Origin of the sequence: Streptomyces sp. NPDC059477, from assembly GCF_042749375.1 — a bacterium.
Lineage (GTDB): Bacteria > Actinomycetota > Actinomycetes > Streptomycetales > Streptomycetaceae > Streptomyces.
The window spans coordinates 16,174-34,778 of the sequence record NZ_JBHYUG010000088.1 but is presented as its reverse complement, the minus strand read 5'-3'; the positions used below and the strand labels follow the sequence as shown (position 1 = coordinate 34,778).

The 18,605-nt window shown below is 71.8% G+C and carries 11 protein-coding genes; 2 read left to right on the top strand and 9 right to left on the bottom strand.

What is annotated here, in order from left to right; all coding sequences use genetic code 11:
• Positions 1-126: 126 nt before the first annotated feature.
• The 5 genes from ffh to ACFXAZ_RS31470 form a co-directional block, all read right to left on the bottom strand.
• Complete coding sequence (ffh, locus tag ACFXAZ_RS31490) at positions 127-1,683, bottom strand: signal recognition particle protein (RefSeq protein ID WP_382685177.1); 1,557 nt, start codon at positions 1,681-1,683, stop codon at positions 127-129.
• Between the two features lie 97 nt (positions 1,684-1,780).
• Positions 1,781-4,228 carry a [protein-PII] uridylyltransferase gene (locus ACFXAZ_RS31485; RefSeq protein ID WP_384598070.1) on the bottom strand — a complete coding sequence of 816 codons (2,448 nt, stop codon included), beginning with the start codon at positions 4,226-4,228 and terminating at the stop codon, positions 1,781-1,783.
• A 63-nt stretch (positions 4,229-4,291) separates the two neighbouring features.
• Positions 4,292-4,630: a P-II family nitrogen regulator gene (locus ACFXAZ_RS31480; protein ID WP_003997576.1), complete on the bottom strand. Its 339-nt coding sequence runs from the start codon at positions 4,628-4,630 to the stop codon at positions 4,292-4,294.
• Positions 4,627-5,970 (bottom strand): ammonium transporter, encoded by a 1,344-nt coding sequence (locus tag ACFXAZ_RS31475; protein WP_384598068.1) that lies wholly within the window; start codon positions 5,968-5,970, stop codon positions 4,627-4,629. Before ACFXAZ_RS31475 ends, ACFXAZ_RS31480 begins: the two co-directional genes overlap by 4 nt.
• A 523-nt stretch (positions 5,971-6,493) precedes the next feature.
• Complete coding sequence (locus ACFXAZ_RS31470) at positions 6,494-7,969, bottom strand: hypothetical protein (protein ID WP_384598066.1); 1,476 nt, start codon at positions 7,967-7,969, stop codon at positions 6,494-6,496.
• 448 nt (positions 7,970-8,417) lie between these two features.
• On the opposite strand from ACFXAZ_RS31470, the gene ACFXAZ_RS31465 reads away from it, so the two are divergent.
• The gene (locus tag ACFXAZ_RS31465; RefSeq protein ID WP_384598064.1) at positions 8,418-9,080 is read left to right on the top strand and encodes a bifunctional DNA primase/polymerase; all 663 of its coding nucleotides are present in this window, start codon (positions 8,418-8,420) and stop codon (positions 9,078-9,080) included.
• An 832-nt stretch (positions 9,081-9,912) separates the two neighbouring features.
• Here the strand turns inward: ACFXAZ_RS31465 and ftsY are convergent.
• Entirely contained in the window at positions 9,913-11,118 is a 1,206-nt protein-coding gene (gene ftsY / locus ACFXAZ_RS31460; RefSeq protein ID WP_384598062.1) for a signal recognition particle-docking protein FtsY, read from the bottom strand.
• Positions 11,119-11,227: 109 nt separating this feature from the next.
• Between ftsY and ACFXAZ_RS31455 the strand changes: the two genes are divergently transcribed.
• Positions 11,228-12,730 carry a cytosine permease gene (locus tag ACFXAZ_RS31455; protein ID WP_384598060.1) on the top strand — a complete coding sequence of 501 codons (1,503 nt, stop codon included), beginning with the start codon at positions 11,228-11,230 and terminating at the stop codon, positions 12,728-12,730.
• 42 nt (positions 12,731-12,772) lie between these two features.
• On the opposite strand, the gene ACFXAZ_RS31450 is transcribed toward ACFXAZ_RS31455, so the two are convergent.
• From ACFXAZ_RS31450 to ACFXAZ_RS31440, 3 genes are all read right to left on the bottom strand, one after another.
• Positions 12,773-14,191 carry a sugar porter family MFS transporter gene (locus tag ACFXAZ_RS31450; RefSeq protein WP_384598058.1) on the bottom strand — a complete coding sequence of 473 codons (1,419 nt, stop codon included), beginning with the start codon at positions 14,189-14,191 and terminating at the stop codon, positions 12,773-12,775.
• Positions 14,192-14,323: 132 nt separating this feature from the next.
• The gene (locus ACFXAZ_RS31445) at positions 14,324-18,103 is read right to left on the bottom strand and encodes an AAA family ATPase (protein ID WP_384598056.1); all 3,780 of its coding nucleotides are present in this window, start codon (positions 18,101-18,103) and stop codon (positions 14,324-14,326) included.
• Positions 18,104-18,320: 217 nt separating this feature from the next.
• Positions 18,321-18,524, bottom strand: a complete 204-nt coding sequence (locus ACFXAZ_RS31440) for a hypothetical protein (protein WP_355742418.1) — start codon at positions 18,522-18,524, stop codon at positions 18,321-18,323.
• Positions 18,525-18,605 lie beyond the last annotated feature (81 nt).

The following is an 18,605-nucleotide window of genomic DNA, read 5'->3' as shown; positions in this document are numbered from 1 at the left end:
CACAGCGGGCGTGCAACAGGCGTGGGCCACCGCCGTCGGCGACGGGCGCCGACAGCAGACGCGGACGCGGACGCGGACGCGGACGCGGACGCGGACGACCGCGAAACGACCGGGACCGCAGGCCCGTCAGCCCATGAACTTCTTGAACTCGTCCGGCAGCTCGAAGTCCTGCCCCGCCGCCTGCTGGCCCGGCAGTCCGAAGGCGCCCCCGGCCTGGGCGGCGGCCTCGCGGCGGGCGGCGGCCTCCTGCTCCTGCTGCTTGCGCTTCATCGGGTTGCCGGAGCGCTGCTTGCCCTTGGCCTGCTTCTGCTTCTTCTTGGCGCGGCCCGGACCGCCACCCATGCCCGGCACTCCCGGCATCCCGGGCATCCCGCCGCCCTGGGCCATGCGGCTCATCATCTTGCGGGCCTCGAAGAACCGCTCCACCAGGTTCTTCACGGCGCTGACCTCGACGCCGGAACCCTTGGCGATCCGCGCCCGGCGCGAGCCGTTGATGATCGTCGGTTCCTGGCGCTCGCCCGGGGTCATCGACTTGATGATGGCGGCGGTGCGGTCGACGTCCCGCTCGTCCAGGTTGTTGATCTGGTCCTTGATCTGGCCCATGCCGGGCAGCATGCCGAGCAGCTTGGAGATGGAGCCCATCTTCCTGACCTGCTCCATCTGGGCCAGGAAGTCATCGAGGGTGAAGTCCTGGCCCTTCTTGGAGGCCAGTTTCTCGGCCATCTTCTGGGCTTCGGCCTGGTCGAACGTCTTCTCCGCCTGCTCGATCAGGGTGAGCAGGTCACCCATGTCGAGGATGCGGGAGGCCATCCGGTCCGGGTGGAAGGCGTCGAAGTCGTCGAGCTTCTCGCCGTTGGACGCGAACATGATCGGCTTGCCGGTGATCTGCCGGATCGACAGCGCCGCGCCACCGCGGGCGTCACCGTCGAGCTTGGAGAGCACCACGCCGTCGAAGCCGACGCCGTCGCGGAACGACTCGGCGGTGTTGACGGCGTCCTGGCCGATCATGGCGTCGACGACGAACAGGATCTCGTCCGGGGAGACGGCGTCGCGGATGTCCGCGGCCTGCTGCATCATCTCCTGGTCGATGCCGAGCCGGCCGGCGGTGTCCACGATCACGAGGTCGTGGACCCGGCTCTTGGCGTAGTCGATGGAGTCCTTGGCGACCTTCACCGGGTCGCCGACGCCGTTGCCCGGCTCGGGCGCGTACACGGCGACGCCCGCGCGCTCGGCGACGACGCTGAGCTGGTTGACGGCGTTGGGCCGCTGGAGGTCACAGGCGACCAGCAGCGGCGAGTGCCCCTGCTCCTTGAGCCACTTGCCGAGCTTGCCCGCCAGCGTGGTCTTACCGGCGCCCTGGAGACCGGCCAGCATGATGACGGTCGGCGGCTGCTTGGCGAAGCGGAGCCGACGGGTCTCGCCGCCGAGGATCGTGACCAGTTCCTCATTGACGATCTTGAGGACCTGCTGGCCGGGGTTGAGCGCCTTGGAGACCTCGGAGCCGAGCGCCCGCTCCTTGATGTTCTTGACGAACGTGCGGACGACAGGGAGGGCGACATCGGCTTCCAGCAGCGCGATGCGGATCTCGCGGGCCGTGGCGTCGATATCCGCCTCGCTCAGGCGCCCCTTGCCCCTGAGGGACTTGAAAGTGGCTGAGAGGCGATCGGAGAGCGTATCGAACACGGCGGCGTCGGTCCTCGCGGTCGGGGGCTGGCGGGGGAATCGCCCTCCAGAGTATCCCGGGAGGGCGAGAAGGCGGCACGGTCGTCCCGACCCGGCGTCATGCCCGCAAGGTCTCCTCCAGTGCCCTCGCCACCGATGTCGCCTCCGGCCCCGGCAGCGGCACCCCGGCACCGGATGTCACATAGAAGGCGTCCACGGCGTTCGAACCCAGGGTCGAGACATGCGCGCTGCGCACCCTCAGGCCCGCCTTCTCCAGCGCCGAGCCGATCCGGAACAGCAGGCCGGGGGCGTCCTGGGAGCGGACCTCGATCACCGTGGCGTGCCGGGACGCGGTGGGGGCGACCGTCACACGCGCCGGGGGCGCGATCACCCCCCGGCGCCTCGGATAGGCGGCGTCCCGCTCGGCCAGGCGGCCCGCGATGTCCAGCGAGCCGTCCAGGGCGCGGACCAGGTCGGCGCGGAGCCGGGCGGCCTGCGGCAGCGAGCCGAACTGGGCGGCGACCCGCCAGTTCAGCAGCAGCACGGAGCCCTCGACGCCGTCCGGCAGGTCCAGGGTGCGCAGTTCCGCCGCGCGGACGGTCAGCCGGTGCATGGCGAGGACCCCGGCGACGGCGGGCAGCACGCCGGGCTGTTCGGGGACGGCGATCACCAGTTCCACGCCCAGCGGCTCCGGGTCCTCGGACAGCCCTTCCTCGGTCGGCGGCTCGGTCTGGGCGCGCAGGGTGAGGACGGGCCCGCCGGTGGCCAGCGATTCGATCGCGAGCCGTTCCTGTTCGGCCGTCGGCGCGGCGGCCTCCGGGTCCTCGGGCACATCCCCGGCGAGCACCGCGGCGACCCGTTTGACCAGGTCGGCGACCAGTGACCCGCGCCAGGACGACCAGGCGGCCGGGCCGGTGGCGAGGGCGTCGGCCTCGGTGAGCGCGTGCAGCAGCTCCAGCGTGCCGTGCGAGCCGACGGCCTCGGCGACGCCCCGCACGGTGGCCGGGTCCTCCAGGTCACGCCGGGTCGCGGTGTCGATGAGCAGCAGATGATGCCGTACGAGGGTGGCCAGTACGGTGACGTCCTCGCGGTCGAAGCCGATGCGGGCGGCGACGTCCTTGGCGATGATCTCGCCGGCCACCGAGTGGTCGCCGGGCCAGCCCTTGCCGATGTCGTGGAGCAGGGCGGCGACCAGCAGCAGGTCGGGGCGGCTGACCCGGCGGGCGAACTCGGAGGCGCGCACGGCGGTCTCGATGAGATGCCGGTCGACGGTCCAGATGTGCACGGCGTTGCGCTGCGGGCGGCAGCGCACCCGCTCCCAGTCGGGCAGCAGCCGGGTGATCAGTCCCTCGGCCTCCAGGGCTTCCCACACGTCGACGGTGGGCCGGCCGGAGCCGAGCAGGGTGACGAGCTGCTCACGGGCCTCGGCGGGCCAGGGCGTGGGCAGGGGGCGCGCGGTGCCCGCCATGCGCCGTACGGCGTGCAGGGAGAGCGGGAGACCGGCCTGGGCGGCGGCGGCTGCGGCGCGCAGCGGGAGTACGGGGTCGCGCTCGGGGCGTGCGGCGCGCGCGAGGACCACCTCGCCGTCCTGCTCCACGACCCCTTCGGCGAGCGGGGAGCGCTCGGTGAGAGGTTTCGCGCCCCCCAGCAGCGCGCGCAGCCGGGGCCGCACCGCCCGCGACCGCAGCACCCGCCCCACTTCCCGCCAGGTCACATCGCTGGCGTACGAGATGACCCGGGCCGCCTCGTACACCTGCCGCAGCAGGGTGTCGGCGTCGAGCAGGCCCAGTTCGGCGGCCACCTGGTCCTGCTCCTGGAGGGCGAGCCGGTCGGTGGCCCGGCCGGTGGCCAGGTGCAGGGCGTCACGGACGTCGAGCAGCCTGCGCCGGGCGTCGTCCAGGCCCTCGCGCGGGGCGTCGGCCAGCCAGGACGCGGCGACGGCCCGCAGGGCGGTGGCGTCGCGCAGTCCGCCGCGGGCCTCCTTGAGGTCGGGCTCCAGCAGGTATTGCAGTTCGCCCTGGCGTGCGGCGCGCTCGGCGCACAGCTCCTGGAGTTCGGGCAGCCGCTTGGGTGCCTGGTTGCGCCAGTCGGCGAGGACGGTCGTGCGCAGGGCGGCGGTCAGGCCCAGGTCGCCGGCGAGGTGGCGGGCGTCCAGCAGGCCGAGCTGGACCTTGAGGTCCTCGGTGGCGGTCTTTCGGGCCTCCGCCGGGGTGCGCACGGAGTGGTCGAGGGCGATGCCCAGGTCCCACACCGGGTACCAGAGCCGGTCGGCCAGGGCGGCGACGGCGCCGGAGTCGGCGCCGTCGTGCAGCAGCACCAGGTCGAGGTCGGATCTCGGGGACAGTTCGCCGCGCCCGTAGCCGCCGACGGCGATCAGGGCCACCCCGCGCAGGGCTCCGGCGGCCGGCCCGAACAGGCCCGCGAGCCATTCGTCGGTCAGTGCGGAGAGGGCGGAACGGCGCGGCGGCCCGGACCGCGCCCCCTCGGTGAGGAGGTGCAGCCGGGCCGCCGCGTAGCCGCCGGGTCCCGAGTCCTCTGCTTCCTGCCGTACATCCGTACTCGTCACCCGGCGACTCCTGTTCTTTCTGTCAGAGCGCGCCCCGTCCGGTTCGGGGCGCGTCTCGTCCGGTCAGAGCGCGTCCGGCCCGCGCTCGCCGGTGCGGACCCGGACGGCCGTCTCGACGGGGAGCGACCAGACCTTCCCGTCGCCGATCTTGCCGGTACGGGCGGCCTTGACGATGACGTCGATGAGCTGTTCGGCGTCATCGTCCTCGGCCAGCACCTCGATCCTGATCTTGGGCACCAGGTCGACGGTGTACTCGGCGCCGCGGTAGACCTCGGTGTGGCCGCGCTGACGGCCGTAGCCGCTGGCCTCGGTGACGGTCAGACCGTGCACACCGAACGCCTGGAGGGCCTCCTTGATCTCGTCCAGCCGGTGCGGCTTGACGACTGCGGTGATGAGCTTCATGCGTCCACCTTCTTGGATGCGGGCTGCGCGGGCGCGGCGGGCACGGACGCGGTACGGGCGGACCCGCCGCCGGCGCCGCTGAAGTCGTACGCGGTCTCGGCGTGTTCGGCCTGGTCGATGCCCGCGATCTCGTCATCCTCGCTCACCCGCATGCCGATCGTCTTGTCCAGGACGAAGGCGAGGATCGCGGAGACCACCAGGGAGTAGGCCAGGACCGCGAAGACACCGGCGCACTGCTTCCAGAACTGGTCGAGGCCACCGCCGTAGAACAGGCCCGCGACATCGGACTGGCCCTTGCCGCTGGCGAAGAACCCGATGAGCAGGGAACCGGCGACACCGCCGACGAGGTGGACCCCGATGACGTCGAGCGAGTCGTCGTAGCCGAACTTGTACTTCAGGCCGACGGCCATGGCGCACAGCAGACCGGCGATGGCGCCGACCGCGATGGCGCCCAGCGGGTCGACCGCGCCACCGGCCGGGGTGATGGCGACCAGGCCCGCGACCGCGCCGGAGGCGGCGCCCAGCGTGGTGAAGGCGCCGTGGCGGATCTTCTCGTAGATCAGCCAGGCCAGCATGGCGGCGGCGGTGGCGATCTGGGTGTTGATGAACATCAGCGCGCCGACGCCGTCGTCGTTGCCGAGCCAGGAGCCGGCGTTGAAGCCGAACCAGCCGAACCACAGCAGACCGGAGCCGAGCATGACCAGCGGGAGGCTGTGCGGGCGCATCGGGTCCTTCTTGAAGCCGATGCGCTTGCCGATGACCAGGATCACGCCGAGGGCGGCGGCACCGGCGTTGATGTGGACGGCCGTACCGCCCGCGAAGTCGATCACTCCGAGTTCGAAGGCCCAGCCGCCCGCGCCCCACACCCAGTGCGCGACCGGGAAGTACACGATCGTGGCCCACAGGGTGATGAACAGCGCCCAGGCGCTGAACTTGACCCGGTCCGCGAGGGCGCCGCTGATCAGGGCGGGCGTGATGATCGCGAACATGAGCTGGAAGACGGCGAAGACGTAGATGGGGATGGTGTAGCCGTCCCACAGGTCACCGATGCCGACGCCGGTGAGACCCACATAGTCCGAGGACCAGCCGATGATGCCGCCGGAGTCCGTGCCGAAGGCCATGGAGAAGCCGTACAGCACCCACAGGATGGTGACGATCCCGAGGCTGATGAAGCTCATCATCAGCATGTTCAGGGTGCTCTTGACGCGGACCATGCCTCCGTAGAAGAAGGCCAAGCCCGGTGTCATGAGCATCACCAGGGCGGAACAGATGAGCATGAAGCCCGTGTTGGCGGACGACAGCGTGGGTGCGGTCGCCGCGAGCGTGATGGCTGATGCCATCGGCGTCTCCTCGTCGTTGGATACGGCCCCGTGCGGGCGAAGCCTGAGCGGGATGAAGGGGGGTGGGCCGGTCGATGGGCCAAGAGATTGGCGCAGCGCGGTTTCGGTGGACGCCCCTGGTTGTTTCGCGGGGGTGACGAAGGCACCACGCGTGTTACGCCTCGATGAATTGGCGGCTGCGTGCCGGGGTGATCGTTATCGTGGCGCAACCTTCGGCGGACGCCGTCCTTGACGTCGCTCCGGACTGGGTCGCGGGGGTGGTCCCGGGGGCCGCCGCGGACGCCGCCGGGGCACGGCCGTGGATACGGCGGCGCGGCCTCCCGCATACCCCTGGAAGGGCCCCGGATGGGCTCCGGAAGGGCCCTGGGAGTGCCCCGGGAGTGCGGGCGGACGGTTGCACGGGCACACGAAGCCGGCCGCGGGCGGCCTTCCGATGACCTGGCGGCGGGGGAGCCGAGTCGGGCTGTTCGGGAGGGCCGGCCGCGGCCGGGGCAGGGGGCGCGCGGGCCGCTGCCCGCGCTGGTCAGACCGCCTCGGCGGCCTCCGGCAGCTCCACGGCGAGCTTGGCGGTGAGATCGACGACCTCGGCCAGATCGCCGTACTCACGGGCGGCGGTGTCGACGGTCTTGCGGATACGGGTGCTGACGCGCTCGGAGCGCACCTTCTTGGCTACGTGCATGGCGCGCTCGGCGTAGACCGTGCTCTGCTCGGGCTCTCGGCGCAGCAGCTGGACGGTGGCCATGCCGATGAGATTGAGCGCGTACGACCGCTGGTGCTCGTCGTCCTGGGAGAACAGGTCGACGGCGCGCTCCATCAGGGGTTCCGCCAGCGAGGCGTAGGCCGGGCTGCGGCCGGCGACATAGGCCAGGTCGCGGAAGGAGTGGGAGTTCTCGCCGTGCAGTTCGGCCTCGGAGAAGAAGCGGATCCAGTCGGGGTCCGGCTCGTCCCAGTCGTCGGCGTCGGAGAAGGTGTCCTCGGCCATCCGGACCGCCCGTTTGCACTTGCCGGGCTGGCCCATGTTGGCGTAGGCGCGGGCCTCCATCGCATACAGCATGGACTGGGTGCGCGGGCTCGCGCAGTCCCGGCTGCCGTACTGCGCGAGATGGATCAGCTCCAACGCGTCCTCGGGGCGCCCGAGGTGGATCATCTGACGGCTCATGCTGGACAGGACGTACGAGCCGAGGGGGCGGTCGCCGGCTTCCTTCGCGGCGTGCAGGGCGAGCACGAAGTACTTCTGGGCGGTGGGCTGGAGCCCCACGTCGTAGCTCATCCAGCCGGCCAGCTCGGCCAGTTCGGAGGCGACCCGGAACAGGCGTTTGGTGGTGGCGTCGGGCTGGGGTTCCTGGAGCAGGTCGGTGACCTCGTGGAGCTGGCCGACGACGGCTTTGCGGCGCAGGCCGCCGCCGCACTGGGCGTCCCAGCGGCGGAACATGACCGTGGTGGACTCCAGCAGCTCCAGCTCGGGCTGGGAGAGCCGGTGGCGGCTGCGGTCGGCGGCGGTCGGCTCGGTGGCGGGCGCGGTGGGCTGGGTGGTGGGGACGAGCCAGCGCTGCATGGGCTCGATGAGGGCGGGTCCGGCGGACAGCGCGAGCGAGGTGCCGAGGAAGCCGCGCCGGGCGAGCATCAGGTCGCTGCGGGAGTACTCACCGAGCAGGGCGATGGTCTGCGGGGCCGTCCAGGGCAGGTCGACGCCCGCGACGGAGGGGGCCTGCCGGGCGGTGCGCAGGCTGAGGTCCTCGATGGAGACGACACAGCCGAACCGCTCGGAGAACAGCTCGGACAGGATCCTGGGGATCGGCTCGCGCGGGTTCTCGCCGTCCAGCCAGCGGCGCACCCGGGAGGTGTCGGTGGAGATGTGGTTGGCGCCCAGCTCGCGGGCCCGGCGGTTGACCTGGCGCGCCAGCTCGCCCTTCGACCAACCGCTGCGTACGAACCATGAGTTCAGCAGCTCGTTGGGACGCTTCTCGGCGTTCGCCCCGCCTGCGCCGTTGCCGCCCACTGGGACGCCCCCATTTCCTCCGACCGCCTGCCGCCCGGTGCGTCAAGCCCTATCAGATTGCCCGTCAACATGGCCGCCCGTCCGGCAGTTGTCACCCTTCGAACGAAAGAGCGGCTTGCCTCCGGCATACCCAGAGGTGCATGTGCCTGCGGCCACCGTGCACTCAAAGTAATCCTACGATCACCCGCCCGGCCATGGCGACCCCGGAAACGCCACCATTCGCCACCCCTTCGAATGAACTGAGCGTCACCCGCAGACGATTCACTTGACATTCGACAGGCGCGAACGGGGGGAGCGATGCACAAAAGGGCGCGCGACCTCGGGCGCACCACCCATCGCGCTTCAATCCGCTGTCTGGATCGCGCGGCAGCGGGAAGCGGGAACCATGAGTGGTCACGTTCCGCGTTCGTCTCGTAACCCCTGGTATGTGGGGAGCGTTGGAGGAGGCATGGGCTTCACGATCGGCACCGGCCGGAGCATTCGCGACATCCGGTCCGGCGCGCGCCGCCGCGGCCGGGACTCGGACTGCACCGCCGTCGCCGAGTACACCGGACTGTGGGGCTGGGCCGTGGTGCCGGGCGCCCGGGCCGCCGGGGGCGTGTGCTCCTGCGGCCGTTCCGACTGCCGCGCGCCGGGGGCCCATCCCCTGGAGTTCGCGCCCGAGGTCCCGGCCGGGGCGACGCTGGACGAGGTGACCGAGGCGTGGGGGCGGTTCCCGGGCGCCGCGGTGCTGCTGCCGGTCGGCCGGGCGTTCGACGTCCTGGAGGTGGCGGAGCCGGTCGGCCGCCGCGCGGTGGTCCGTCTGGAGCGCATGGGCCTGCCCCTCGGCCCGGTCGCCGTCACCCCCGACGGCCGCGCCCACTTCTTCGTCGCCCCCGGCGCCGCCGCCGAACTGCCGACCCTGCTCTACCGCATGGGCTGGGACGACCCCCGTCTCGACCTGCGCGCCCTGGGCCGCGGCAGCCACCTCACCGCCCCACCCTCCGACCACGCGGGCCGCGGCCCCGTCCAGTGGCTGCGCCCCCCCGAACTCGACACCGCGACCAAGCCCCCGACGGCCCGACTCCTCCTGGGGACGTTGGCGTACGTGGCCCATCGGTCACGGGGCTGAGGGACTGCTGGGGGACTGCTGGAGGGCTGCTGGGGGGTGGGTGTCCCGGGGCGGAGTGTCCCGGGTGCCGGGTGTCCCGGGGGCCCGGTCTTTTGGGGCCCGGTGTCCGGGGTGGGGCCGGGTGTCCGAGGGTGGGTCCGCTCCCGGGGTGGGTCCACCTCCGGAGGTGGGTCAGCCTCCCCCCGGTGGGTCGGTCAGGGCCGCCCGGCCGCGGCGGCGGCGCTCACCTCGGGCCGCCCTACCCGACGGCCCCGCCCCGGGTTCCCCCGCGCCGACCGCCCGCCACCGCAGGTCCGCCGGCGCAGGGCGCCTCCCGCCGCCGTAAAGCCACCCGCCCTGGCGCCTCCCGCCTCAGATCCCCCGCGCCTGCCCGAGGTCCGCGTGCGCGTGGGCGCCTCCCGTGTACGGCAACTCACAGACCTCCGGGTCGAGCGCGGGTACCGCGTCCGCCGCGAGCCATCCGCCTCAGCGCCTACCGCCACAGGCCCGCACCACCCGCCGGGCGCGGGTCCGCGTACACGGGCGGCTGCCCGCCTTGGGCCGCCCGCCCCGGCGCCTCCCACCAGGCCGACGACCCCCCGGCGCCTCCCGCCACGTATCCCCCGCCCCGGGCGCCTAAGGCCCGGTCGTCGCAGCCCCAACCCCAACGAGCCCGGCCCCCGCCATCACCGCCCCGAGCCACCGAAAGCCCGGGCGCCCGTCACCGCCGCCCAGGACCCCACCAACGCCCGCCTCCCCAGGACACCGAAAAGCGCCCGTCCCCCCACGACTTTCCGGGGAAACGGGCGCTTCCGCGTCCACGTACGAGATTCTGCGACCCGTAGCGCCGACGTCACTCCCCGATAAGGGCGTCAACGAACGCCTCCGGCTCGAAGGGGGCCAGGTCGTCCGCGCCCTCGCCGAGGCCGACCAGCTTGACCGGGACGCCGAGTTCGCGTTGGACGGCGACGACGATGCCGCCCTTGGCGGTGCCGTCGAGCTTGGTGAGGACGATGCCGGTGATGTCGACGACCTCGGCGAAGACACGGGCCTGGACCAGACCGTTCTGCCCGGTCGTGGCGTCGAGGACGAGGAGCACCTCGTCCAGCGGTGCCTGCTTCTCCACGACCCGCTTGACCTTGCTCAGCTCGTCCATGAGGCCGGTCTTCGTGTGCAGTCGCCCGGCGGTGTCGATGAGGACGACGTCGGCCCCCATCTCCTTGCCCTCTTTGACCGCGTCGAAGGCCACGGAGGCGGGGTCGCCGCCCTCCGGCCCGCGCACGGTGTGGGCGCCCACCCGCTCGCCCCAGGTCTGGAGCTGATCGGCGGCGGCGGCCCGGAAGGTGTCGGCGGCGCCGAGGACCACGCTCTGCCCGTCGGCCACCAGGACCCGGGCGAGCTTGCCGGTGGTCGTGGTCTTGCCGGTGCCGTTCACCCCGACCACCATCACGACGCCCGGCTTCCCGGTCTCCGGCTCGGTCCTCACCGCCCGGTCCAGGTCCGCGCCGACCAGCGTCAGCAGTTCCTCGCGCAGCAGGGCCCGCAGTTCGTCGGGCGTGCGGGTGCCGAGCACCTTGACCCGCTCGCGGAGCCGGTCGACCAGTTCCTGCGTGGGCTGCACACCGACGTCCGCGGTGAGCAGGGTGTCCTCGATCTCCTCCCAGGTCTCGTCGTCCAGGTGCTCGCGCGAGAGCAGGGCGAGCAGGCCCTTGCCGAGCGCGTTCTGGGAGCGGGAGAGCCGGGCGCGCAGGCGCACGAGACGGCCCGCGGTGGGCTCCGGCACCTCGATCTCGACGGCCGGAAGCTCTTCGACGGGTGGCAGTTCCTCGACGGGCGCCGAGCCGGCCGGGAGGTCCACCTCCTCGATCGTGCGGCGGGCCTCGTCCCGCGGTGTCTCGGCCTCGTCGCCGACCTGCGGCTCGGCCGGAGGGGCGGTGATGTCGGGGGTCGTGGGCGGCGGCGGGGGCAGCGGCTTCTTGCGCCTGCTGCCGACGATGAGCCCGCCGAGCGCGCCGAGCACGACCACGGCGATGACTACAGCAAGGATGACGGTTTCCATAACCCGACCAGTATCGGCCATGGGTCCCCGCCGGAACCCCCTTGGCGGCTCCCCGGGCGGGCATCGGTCGATTTCACCCCATAGTCGGACTAACGTACGATGACGCCTCATGAGCACCACCGCCCCGCACGATGGCGCCACCACCACGGCCGAGGCCCCCCGCTCCGGGCACGGACACGGACTCGAAACCCGCGGTATCGAGCCCGTCCCCGACACCGAGCGCACCGCCCGGACCCGTGAGCTGTTCCCCACCTGGGTCGCCGCCAACATCAGCGTCCTGCTGCTGACCATGGGCGCGAGCCTGTCGGTGGCGTACGGGCTGAACTTCTGGCAGGCGCTCGTGGTGGGCGTCGCCGCGCCCGTGGTGGCGTACGGGCTCGTCGGGCTGACCGGGATCGCGGGCAAGCGGGGCGGGGCGCCCGGGATGACGCTGTCGCGGGCGGTCTTCGGGCAGCGCGGGAATCTGCTGCCGGGCTCGCTGATCTGGGTGGCGCGCTGGGGCTGGGAGACGATCAACGCGGTGACCGGCGCGTACGCGCTGCTCACGGTGCTGGACATCCTGTTCGGCGTGCGCCGCAACACCGCGCTGGTCGTCCTCACGCTGCTGCTCTTCGTCGTCGTCACCTTCGCGATCTCGGGCCTGGGCATCAAGGCCGTGCAGCGATGCAACAGGTGGGCGACGTATCTCTTCGGCGCCTTTTCCGTGCTGGTCCTGGGCTATCTCGTCGTGGAGACGGACTGGGGCCAGGTCTTCGGGCGGGGGGCGGGCTCCACGGCCGCGATGATCACCGGCGTGGGCCTGATCGCCGCGGGCGGCATCAGCTGGGTGCCGTCCTCGCCCGACTTCACCCGCTATCTGCCGCGTACGGCGTCCTCGGCGGCGATCGTGCGCAATTCCGTCGGCGGCGCCGGGGTCGTCGTCCTGCCCATGGTGCTGATGGGCGCGGTGATGGCGTCGGGCACGCCGGATCTGGCGTCGGCGGCGGATCCGGTGTCGTTCCTGGGCGAGATCCTGCCGCTGTGGCTGGCGGTGCCGTATCTGCTGATGGCGCTGGTCGGGATGCTGCTGATCAACTCCATGTCGATGTACTCGGCCGGTTTCACCGCGCAGACCCTGGGCATCCGGGTCTCGCGCCCCTGGGCCGTCTCGGTCAACGCGGCGATCTCACTGGCCCTCGGCGGCGTCCTGATGCTGGCCGCGACCAGCTTCCTGGGGTCCTTCATCGCCTTCCTGTCACTGCTGGCGGTCGCGTTCTCGGCATGGGTCGGCGTGTTCGGCGTGGACATGCTCCGCCGCACGACGTACGACGCCGAGGCGCTGCTCGACACCGGGCGCACCAGCGCCTACTGGTACCGGGGCGGCTTCAGCCCGGCCGCGGTCGCCGCGTGGGCGCTGGGGCTGGTCACGGGCCTGCTGTTCACCAGGTCCGACTGGTTCACCGGCCCGCTCGCCACGGGCAACCCGATCGGCGAGTACGGCCTGGGCTGGGCCGCGACGATCGCCGTCTCGGGCCTGCTGTACGCGCTACTGCCCAAGCCGCCGGTACGGCGACCGGCCCCCACGCCGACACCCGCACCGGGCGAGGCGCCCGCACAGCCGCTGACCATCTGACATTCCGTCAGTCATCCGGCCCTGCGTGAGGACCTACGTGGCTCAGCCCATCTCCTCCAGCGCCTTGCCCTTGGTCTCCTTCACGAAGATCAGGACGAAGGGGATGGAGAGGGTGGCGAAGCAGGCGTAGATCACATAGGTCGCGGAGAGGTTCCAGTCGGCCAGTGAGGGGAAGCTCGCGGTGATGGCCCAGTTGGCGATCCACTGGGCGGAGGCGGCCACGCCGAGCGCGGCGGCGCGGAGCTTGTTCGGGAACATCTCGCCGAGGAAGACCCAGACGACCACACCCCAGGACAGTGCGAAGAAGAGCACGAAGACATGGGCGGCGATCAGGGCGACCGTGCCCTGGGTGGACGGGAGCTTGCCGTCGACCAGGTGGTAGGAGAAGGCCCAGGCCTCCAGGGCGAGGGCGATGGCCATGCCGGTGGAGCCGATGAGCGCGAGCGGTCTGCGGCCGATGCGGTCCACGAAGATCATGGCGATCACGGTGCCGATGATGTTCACGATCGAGGTGGTGAAGGAGTAGAAGAACGACTCCGTCGGGTCGATGCCGACCGACTGCCACAGGGTCGCGGAGTAGTAGAAGGCGACGTTGATGCCGACGAACTGCTGGAAGACCGACAGGCCGATGCCGATCCAGACGATCCGCTGGAAGAGGAAAGAGCCGCCGAGCAGGTCCTTGAAGGTGGACTTGTGCTCGCGCCGCATGGCCTGTTCGATCTCGTCGACCCGGGCGTCGAGACCGGCGTGTTCGCCCTCGACCTCGGCGAGGATCTTCCGGGCGCGTTCACGTTTGCCGACCGAGAGCAGATAGCGCGGGGACTCCGGGATGGCGAGGGACAGCAGGCCGTACAGGACGGCCGGGATGACCATGACCCCGAGCATCACCTGCCAGACCTCCAGGCCGATCAGCTTGCCGCGCTGATTGCCCCCGGCCGCGTGCAGCAGCGCCCAGTTGACCAGCTGGGAGACGGCGATGCCGATGACGATCGCCGCCTGCTGGAAGGAGCCGAGGCGGCCCCGGTACGCGGGCGGCGACACCTCGGCGATGTAGGCGGGGCCGATCACGGAGGCCATGCCGATGGCGAAGCCGCCGATGATCCGCCAGAAGGCGAGGTCGTACAGGGCGAACGGCAGCGCGGAGCCGACGGCGCTGATGGTGAACAGCACGGAGGCGATCTGCATGCAGCGGATCCGGCCGATCCGGTCGGCGATCCGGCCGGCCGTCGCGGCGCCGATGGCACAGCCGATCAGGGCGATGGCGATGACCTGCGCCAGTGCCGCGGAGCCGATGTCGTAGCGGTCCCGGATGGCCTCGACGGCACCGTTGATCACGGAGCTGTCGTAGCCGAAGAGAAAGCCGCCCATCGCCGCGGCGGCGGCGATGAAGATGACATGCCCGAGATGCTCGGGGCGAACCGGCCCGGCTCCTGACTGCGGCGCCTGTGCTGTGTCGGTCACATTCAACTCCCTGGGTCCCTGGGCCACCCGCTGGTGCTTCCAGTGGCGCACAGGTCCAGGCGGCTCACCACCCGGAGGCACCGCGCGGACACGGTGAGTGACGAGAGGCCAGGGGAGGCGTGCCGGTCGATGTCACCGCAGGCGCTGGCTGATCACCTTCGACACGCCGTCGCCCTGCATGGAGACCCCGTACAACGCGTCGGCGACCTCCATCGTCCGCTTCTGGTGGGTGATGACGATCAGCTGGGACGCCTCTTGCAGCTCCTGCATGATCCGGATCAGCCGCTGGAGGTTGGTGTCGTCCAGCGCGGCCTCGACCTCGTCCATGACATAGAACGGGCTCGGCCGCGCCTTGAAGATCGACACCAGCAGCGCCACGGCGGTCAGCGACCGCTCGCCGCCCGAGAGCAACGACAGCCGCTTGACCTTCTTGCCGGGCGGCCGGGCCTCGACATCGACGCCGGTGGTGAGCATGTTGTCGGGATCGGTCAGGATCAGCCGCCCCTCACCACCCGGGAAGAGCCTGCCGAACACACCCTCGAACTCCCGTGCGGTATCCCGGTACGCCTCGGTGAAGACCTGCTCGACGCGCTCGTCGACCTCCTTGATCACCTGGAGCAGATCGGCCCGTGTCTTCTTCAGGTCTTCGAGCTGCTCACTCAGGAACTTGTGGCGTTCCTCCAACGCGGCGAACTCCTCCAGCGCGAGCGGGTTCACCTTGCCGAGCTGCTGGTACGCGCGCTCGGCGGCCCGGAGCCGCTTCTCCTGGTCGGCGCGCGCGAACGGCTTCTGCTGATGACGGGGGTGCGCCGGGTCCTCGGGCACCACCTCGCCGTCGGCCGGCGGGGAGGGCGGCACCAACTGGTGCGGGCCGTACTCCTCGACCAGCCCGGCGGGCTCGATGCCCAGCTCCTCCAGCGCCCTGCTCTCCAGCTGCTCGATCCGCAGCCGCTTCTCGGCGCCGAGCACCTCGCCGCGGTGCACCGAGTCCGTCAGCTTGTCCAGCTCGCCCTTGAGTTCCCGGCCGGCGCCCCGCGCGGCGGTCAGCTCCTGTTCCCGGCGGGCCTTGGCGGCCTCGGCGGCGGTACGTTCCTGCTCCGCGCGGGCCAGGGAGACCTCGACGTGCGCCAGCAACTGGCGGGCGCCGGAGGCGACGGCCCCGGCGACGGCCGCCTCGTGGCGCAGCCGGGCCCGCCGCTGCTCGGCCCGCGCGCGTGCGTCGCGCTCCGCGCGGGCGGCCCGGTAGAGGGCGTCGGCCCGCCCGGCCAGCCCTTTGACCCGTTCCTCGTGCGTACGGGCCTGGAGGCGGGCCTCCATCTCGGTCTGGCGGGCGTTGGCGCCGTCGGCGGCGAGCCGGTCGCGGACGGCGGTGTCGGGCTCCTCGTCGACCGGCATCTCCTCGGCGACGGTGAGCCGTTCGGCGAGTTCCTCGACCTCCTGGCGCGCCTTGTCCAGGGCGTCCTGGGCGCGGGCGGCGGCGGCCGTACTGCGCTCGGCCTCGCCGGCGGCGCCCCGGGCCTGGCCCGCGAGGCGGCCGAGCCGCTGGGCGACGGAGGACTTCTCCCGCTCGGCGGCCCGGCGCCGGTCGCCCAGTTCCTCGACCTCGGCCGCGCAGGCCCTGCGCCGGTGCTGCGCCGCCGTCTGCGCCTCGGTCAGTGCCTCGCAGCGCACGGCCAGGTCCGCCAGCTGTTCCGCGGCCTCGTCGACCGACGCCTGCACCTCCAGCAGGCTGGGGGCGCCGGCGGAGCCGCCGTGCGCGAAGTGGGCGCCGAGCGTGTCGCCTTCGGCGGTGACGGCGGTGAGGTCGGGGCGGTGGCGGATCAGGTCCTCGGCGTCTTCGAGGGTGTCGACCACGGTGATGCCGTGCAGGAGGCGGCGGACGGCGGGCATGAGGTCGTGGGGACCTCGGACCAGGTCTGCGGCGAAGGTGAGGGTGGGGTCGGGGGTGGGGGTGGGGGTGGGGGTGGGTTGTCGGGCGTCCGCGGGTGCGGTGTGGCTGGGCGCGCAGTTCCCCGCGCCCCTTTGATGCTCGGCCGTGTCCTGCGAGGTGCCGTCGGCTGGGCTTCCGTATGCGGGGGCGGGGTCTCTGGCATCTGCGGGTGCGTTGGGGTTGATTGCGCCGGTGTCCCTGGGGGTCTGAGCGGCCGTGCGCCGTGCAGGGGCGCATGTCGGGCAGGTGGGTGGGGGTTCCGGGGCGTCTGTCAGTAGCAGGGTCGCTCTTCCGCCGTCCTGTTTGCGTAGGAGGCGGATGGCGTCGGCCGCTGCGGTCGGGGTCGTCACGGCGATCGCGTCCGCCGCCATGCCGAACGCCGCGGCCAGGGGGATCTCGTGGCCGGGGGCGATGGTCAGGAGCTGGGCCGCCGGACCCAGGATTCCGGTGAGGCGGCCCTGGGCCTGGAGCAGTATGCCGGTGCCGTCCTTGCGTCGCAGGCCCAGGGCCAGCGCCTCGTGGCGGGCCTGCGTCGCCGCACGGCGGCGTTCGGCGGCGGTGAGGGCCTCGCGGGCGGCGGTGAGCGCGGCGTCGGCCTCGGTGAACCGCGCCTTGGCGGTGTCGTGCCGGTCGGTGAGTTCGGCGTCGCCCGCGTCGAGACCGTCGACCTCGGCCTTCAGCGTCTCGTACTCCTCCTGCGCGGCGACCGCCCGCTCCCGCGCCTCGTCACGGGCGGCGGCGAGCCGGTCGATCTCGGCCTGGGCGGACGCGGCGCGGGAGCGGGCCGCGTTGACCTGGCCGCCGAGCCGGGCGAGACCCTCGCGCCGGTCGGCGATGGCACGGGCGGCGTCCTTCAGACGGCGTTCCTCCTGCGCCAGTTCGCGCTCCAGGTCGGCGCGGTGCTCCACGGTGTCGTCAAGGGCGCGCTGAGCCGCTTCCAGGGCGGCCTCCAGCTCGGCCTCCTGCTCCCGGATCCGGTGCGCCTCGCGCTCCATGTCCTCGGGGTCCCGGCCACGCCGCTCCTCGGGCGGGACGGAGGTCGCGGACGTCACGCGGGCGTCGGCCAGCGAGATCGTGCCGCGCACCCGCTCGGCGAGCTGGGAGAGTTCGTACCAGGTCTGCTGGGCGCGCTGAAGGCGCGGGGTGAGGCGGCGGACCTCGTCCTCCAGGAGGGCCTCGCGCTGGAGGGCCTTCCTCAGCTCCTGCTCGGCGGCCTCCTTGCGCTCCTTGAGCACGGCCTCGTCGGCGACCTCGGCGTTGAGTGCCTCGCGCAGGGTGACCAGGTCGTCGGCGAGCAGCCGCAGCCGGGCGTCGCGCAGATCGGCCTGGATGACGGCGGCCCGGCGGGCGACGGCGGCCTGCCGGCCGAGCGGCTTGAGCTGGCGGCGCAGTTCATCGGTGAGGTCCTGCACGCGCGCGAGGTTGGCCTGCATCGCGTCGAGTTTGCGCAGCGCCTTCTCTTTGCGCTTGCGGTGCTTGAGGACACCGGCCGCCTCCTCGATGAACGCGCGGCGGCCCATCGGATCGGCGTGCAGTACGGAGTCGAGCTGGCCCTGGCCGACGATGACATGCATCTCGCGGCCGATACCGGAGTCGGAGAGCAGCTCCTGGATGTCGAGCAGCCGGCAGGTGTCACCGTTGATCTGGTACTCGCTGCCCCCGTTGCGGAACATGATCCGCGTGATGGTGACCTCGGCGTACTCGATGGGCAGCGCCCCATCCGAGTTGTCGATGGTCAGCGACACCTCGGCGCGGCCGAGCGGCGGGCGGCCGGTGGTACCGGCGAAGATGACGTCCTCCATCTTGCCGCCGCGCAGCGACTTGGCGCCCTGCTCCCCCATGACCCAGCTGAGCGCGTCCACCACATTGGACTTGCCCGAGCCGTTGGGTCCGACGACACACGTGATGCCCGGCTCGAACCGGAGTGTGGTCGCCGACGCGAACGACTTGAACCCACGGAGGGTCAGGGCCTTGAGGTGCACGCCGCTGGACTCTACCTTCCGGTGTTGTCTCACTCCACGAACCCGCGGTTTCGCCGCTGAACGCGCAGGGCACACCAGACGTTAAAGAGCCTGAAAGGATGCGCGGGGGAAAGAAAGAAGGGACGCCGAAGCGTCCCTTGCGACTTCTGACAACTTAGCGGTTGAAGCGGGTTTCACGGGCTGCCCAGCCACTGCGTGTCGTGGTGCGATGCAGTGATCAGGTGAGCGCAGGCTCCGCCTGGTGTGCGTCGATGCTCTCCATGATCTCGTGGTGAGAAGCGGCAGCCGAAAGCGCGTCGTTCTCCGCCTGGATTCGTACCAGCTCGGATTCCAGGTCCTGGACACGCTGCTGGAGCCGTCGCATCTCGGCGAGGAGTCGAGGGTCGGAGCCGCCGACGTAACCGAGAAGCGCCTTTGCCATGGGAATGGTCCTCCACACTGAGTGACCGACCGAAGAGGTGTGGGTCGTGAGGGAATCGCACCCGCGGTGTCTGGCACATCG

Coding starts and splice junctions, on each gene's coding strand:
- ACFXAZ_RS31440 (WP_355742418.1), bottom strand. CDS start 18,524: ATGGCAAAGGCGCTTCTCGGTTACGTCGGCGGCTCCGACCCTCGACTC.
- ACFXAZ_RS31465 (WP_384598064.1), top strand. CDS start 8,418: ATGGGCTTCACGATCGGCACCGGCCGGAGCATTCGCGACATCCGGTCC.
- ACFXAZ_RS31480 (WP_003997576.1), bottom strand. CDS start 4,630: ATGAAGCTCATCACCGCAGTCGTCAAGCCGCACCGGCTGGACGAGATC.
- ftsY (WP_384598062.1), bottom strand. CDS start 11,118: ATGGAAACCGTCATCCTTGCTGTAGTCATCGCCGTGGTCGTGCTCGGC.
- ACFXAZ_RS31455 (WP_384598060.1), top strand. CDS start 11,228: ATGAGCACCACCGCCCCGCACGATGGCGCCACCACCACGGCCGAGGCC.
- ACFXAZ_RS31475 (WP_384598068.1), bottom strand. CDS start 5,970: ATGGCATCAGCCATCACGCTCGCGGCGACCGCACCCACGCTGTCGTCC.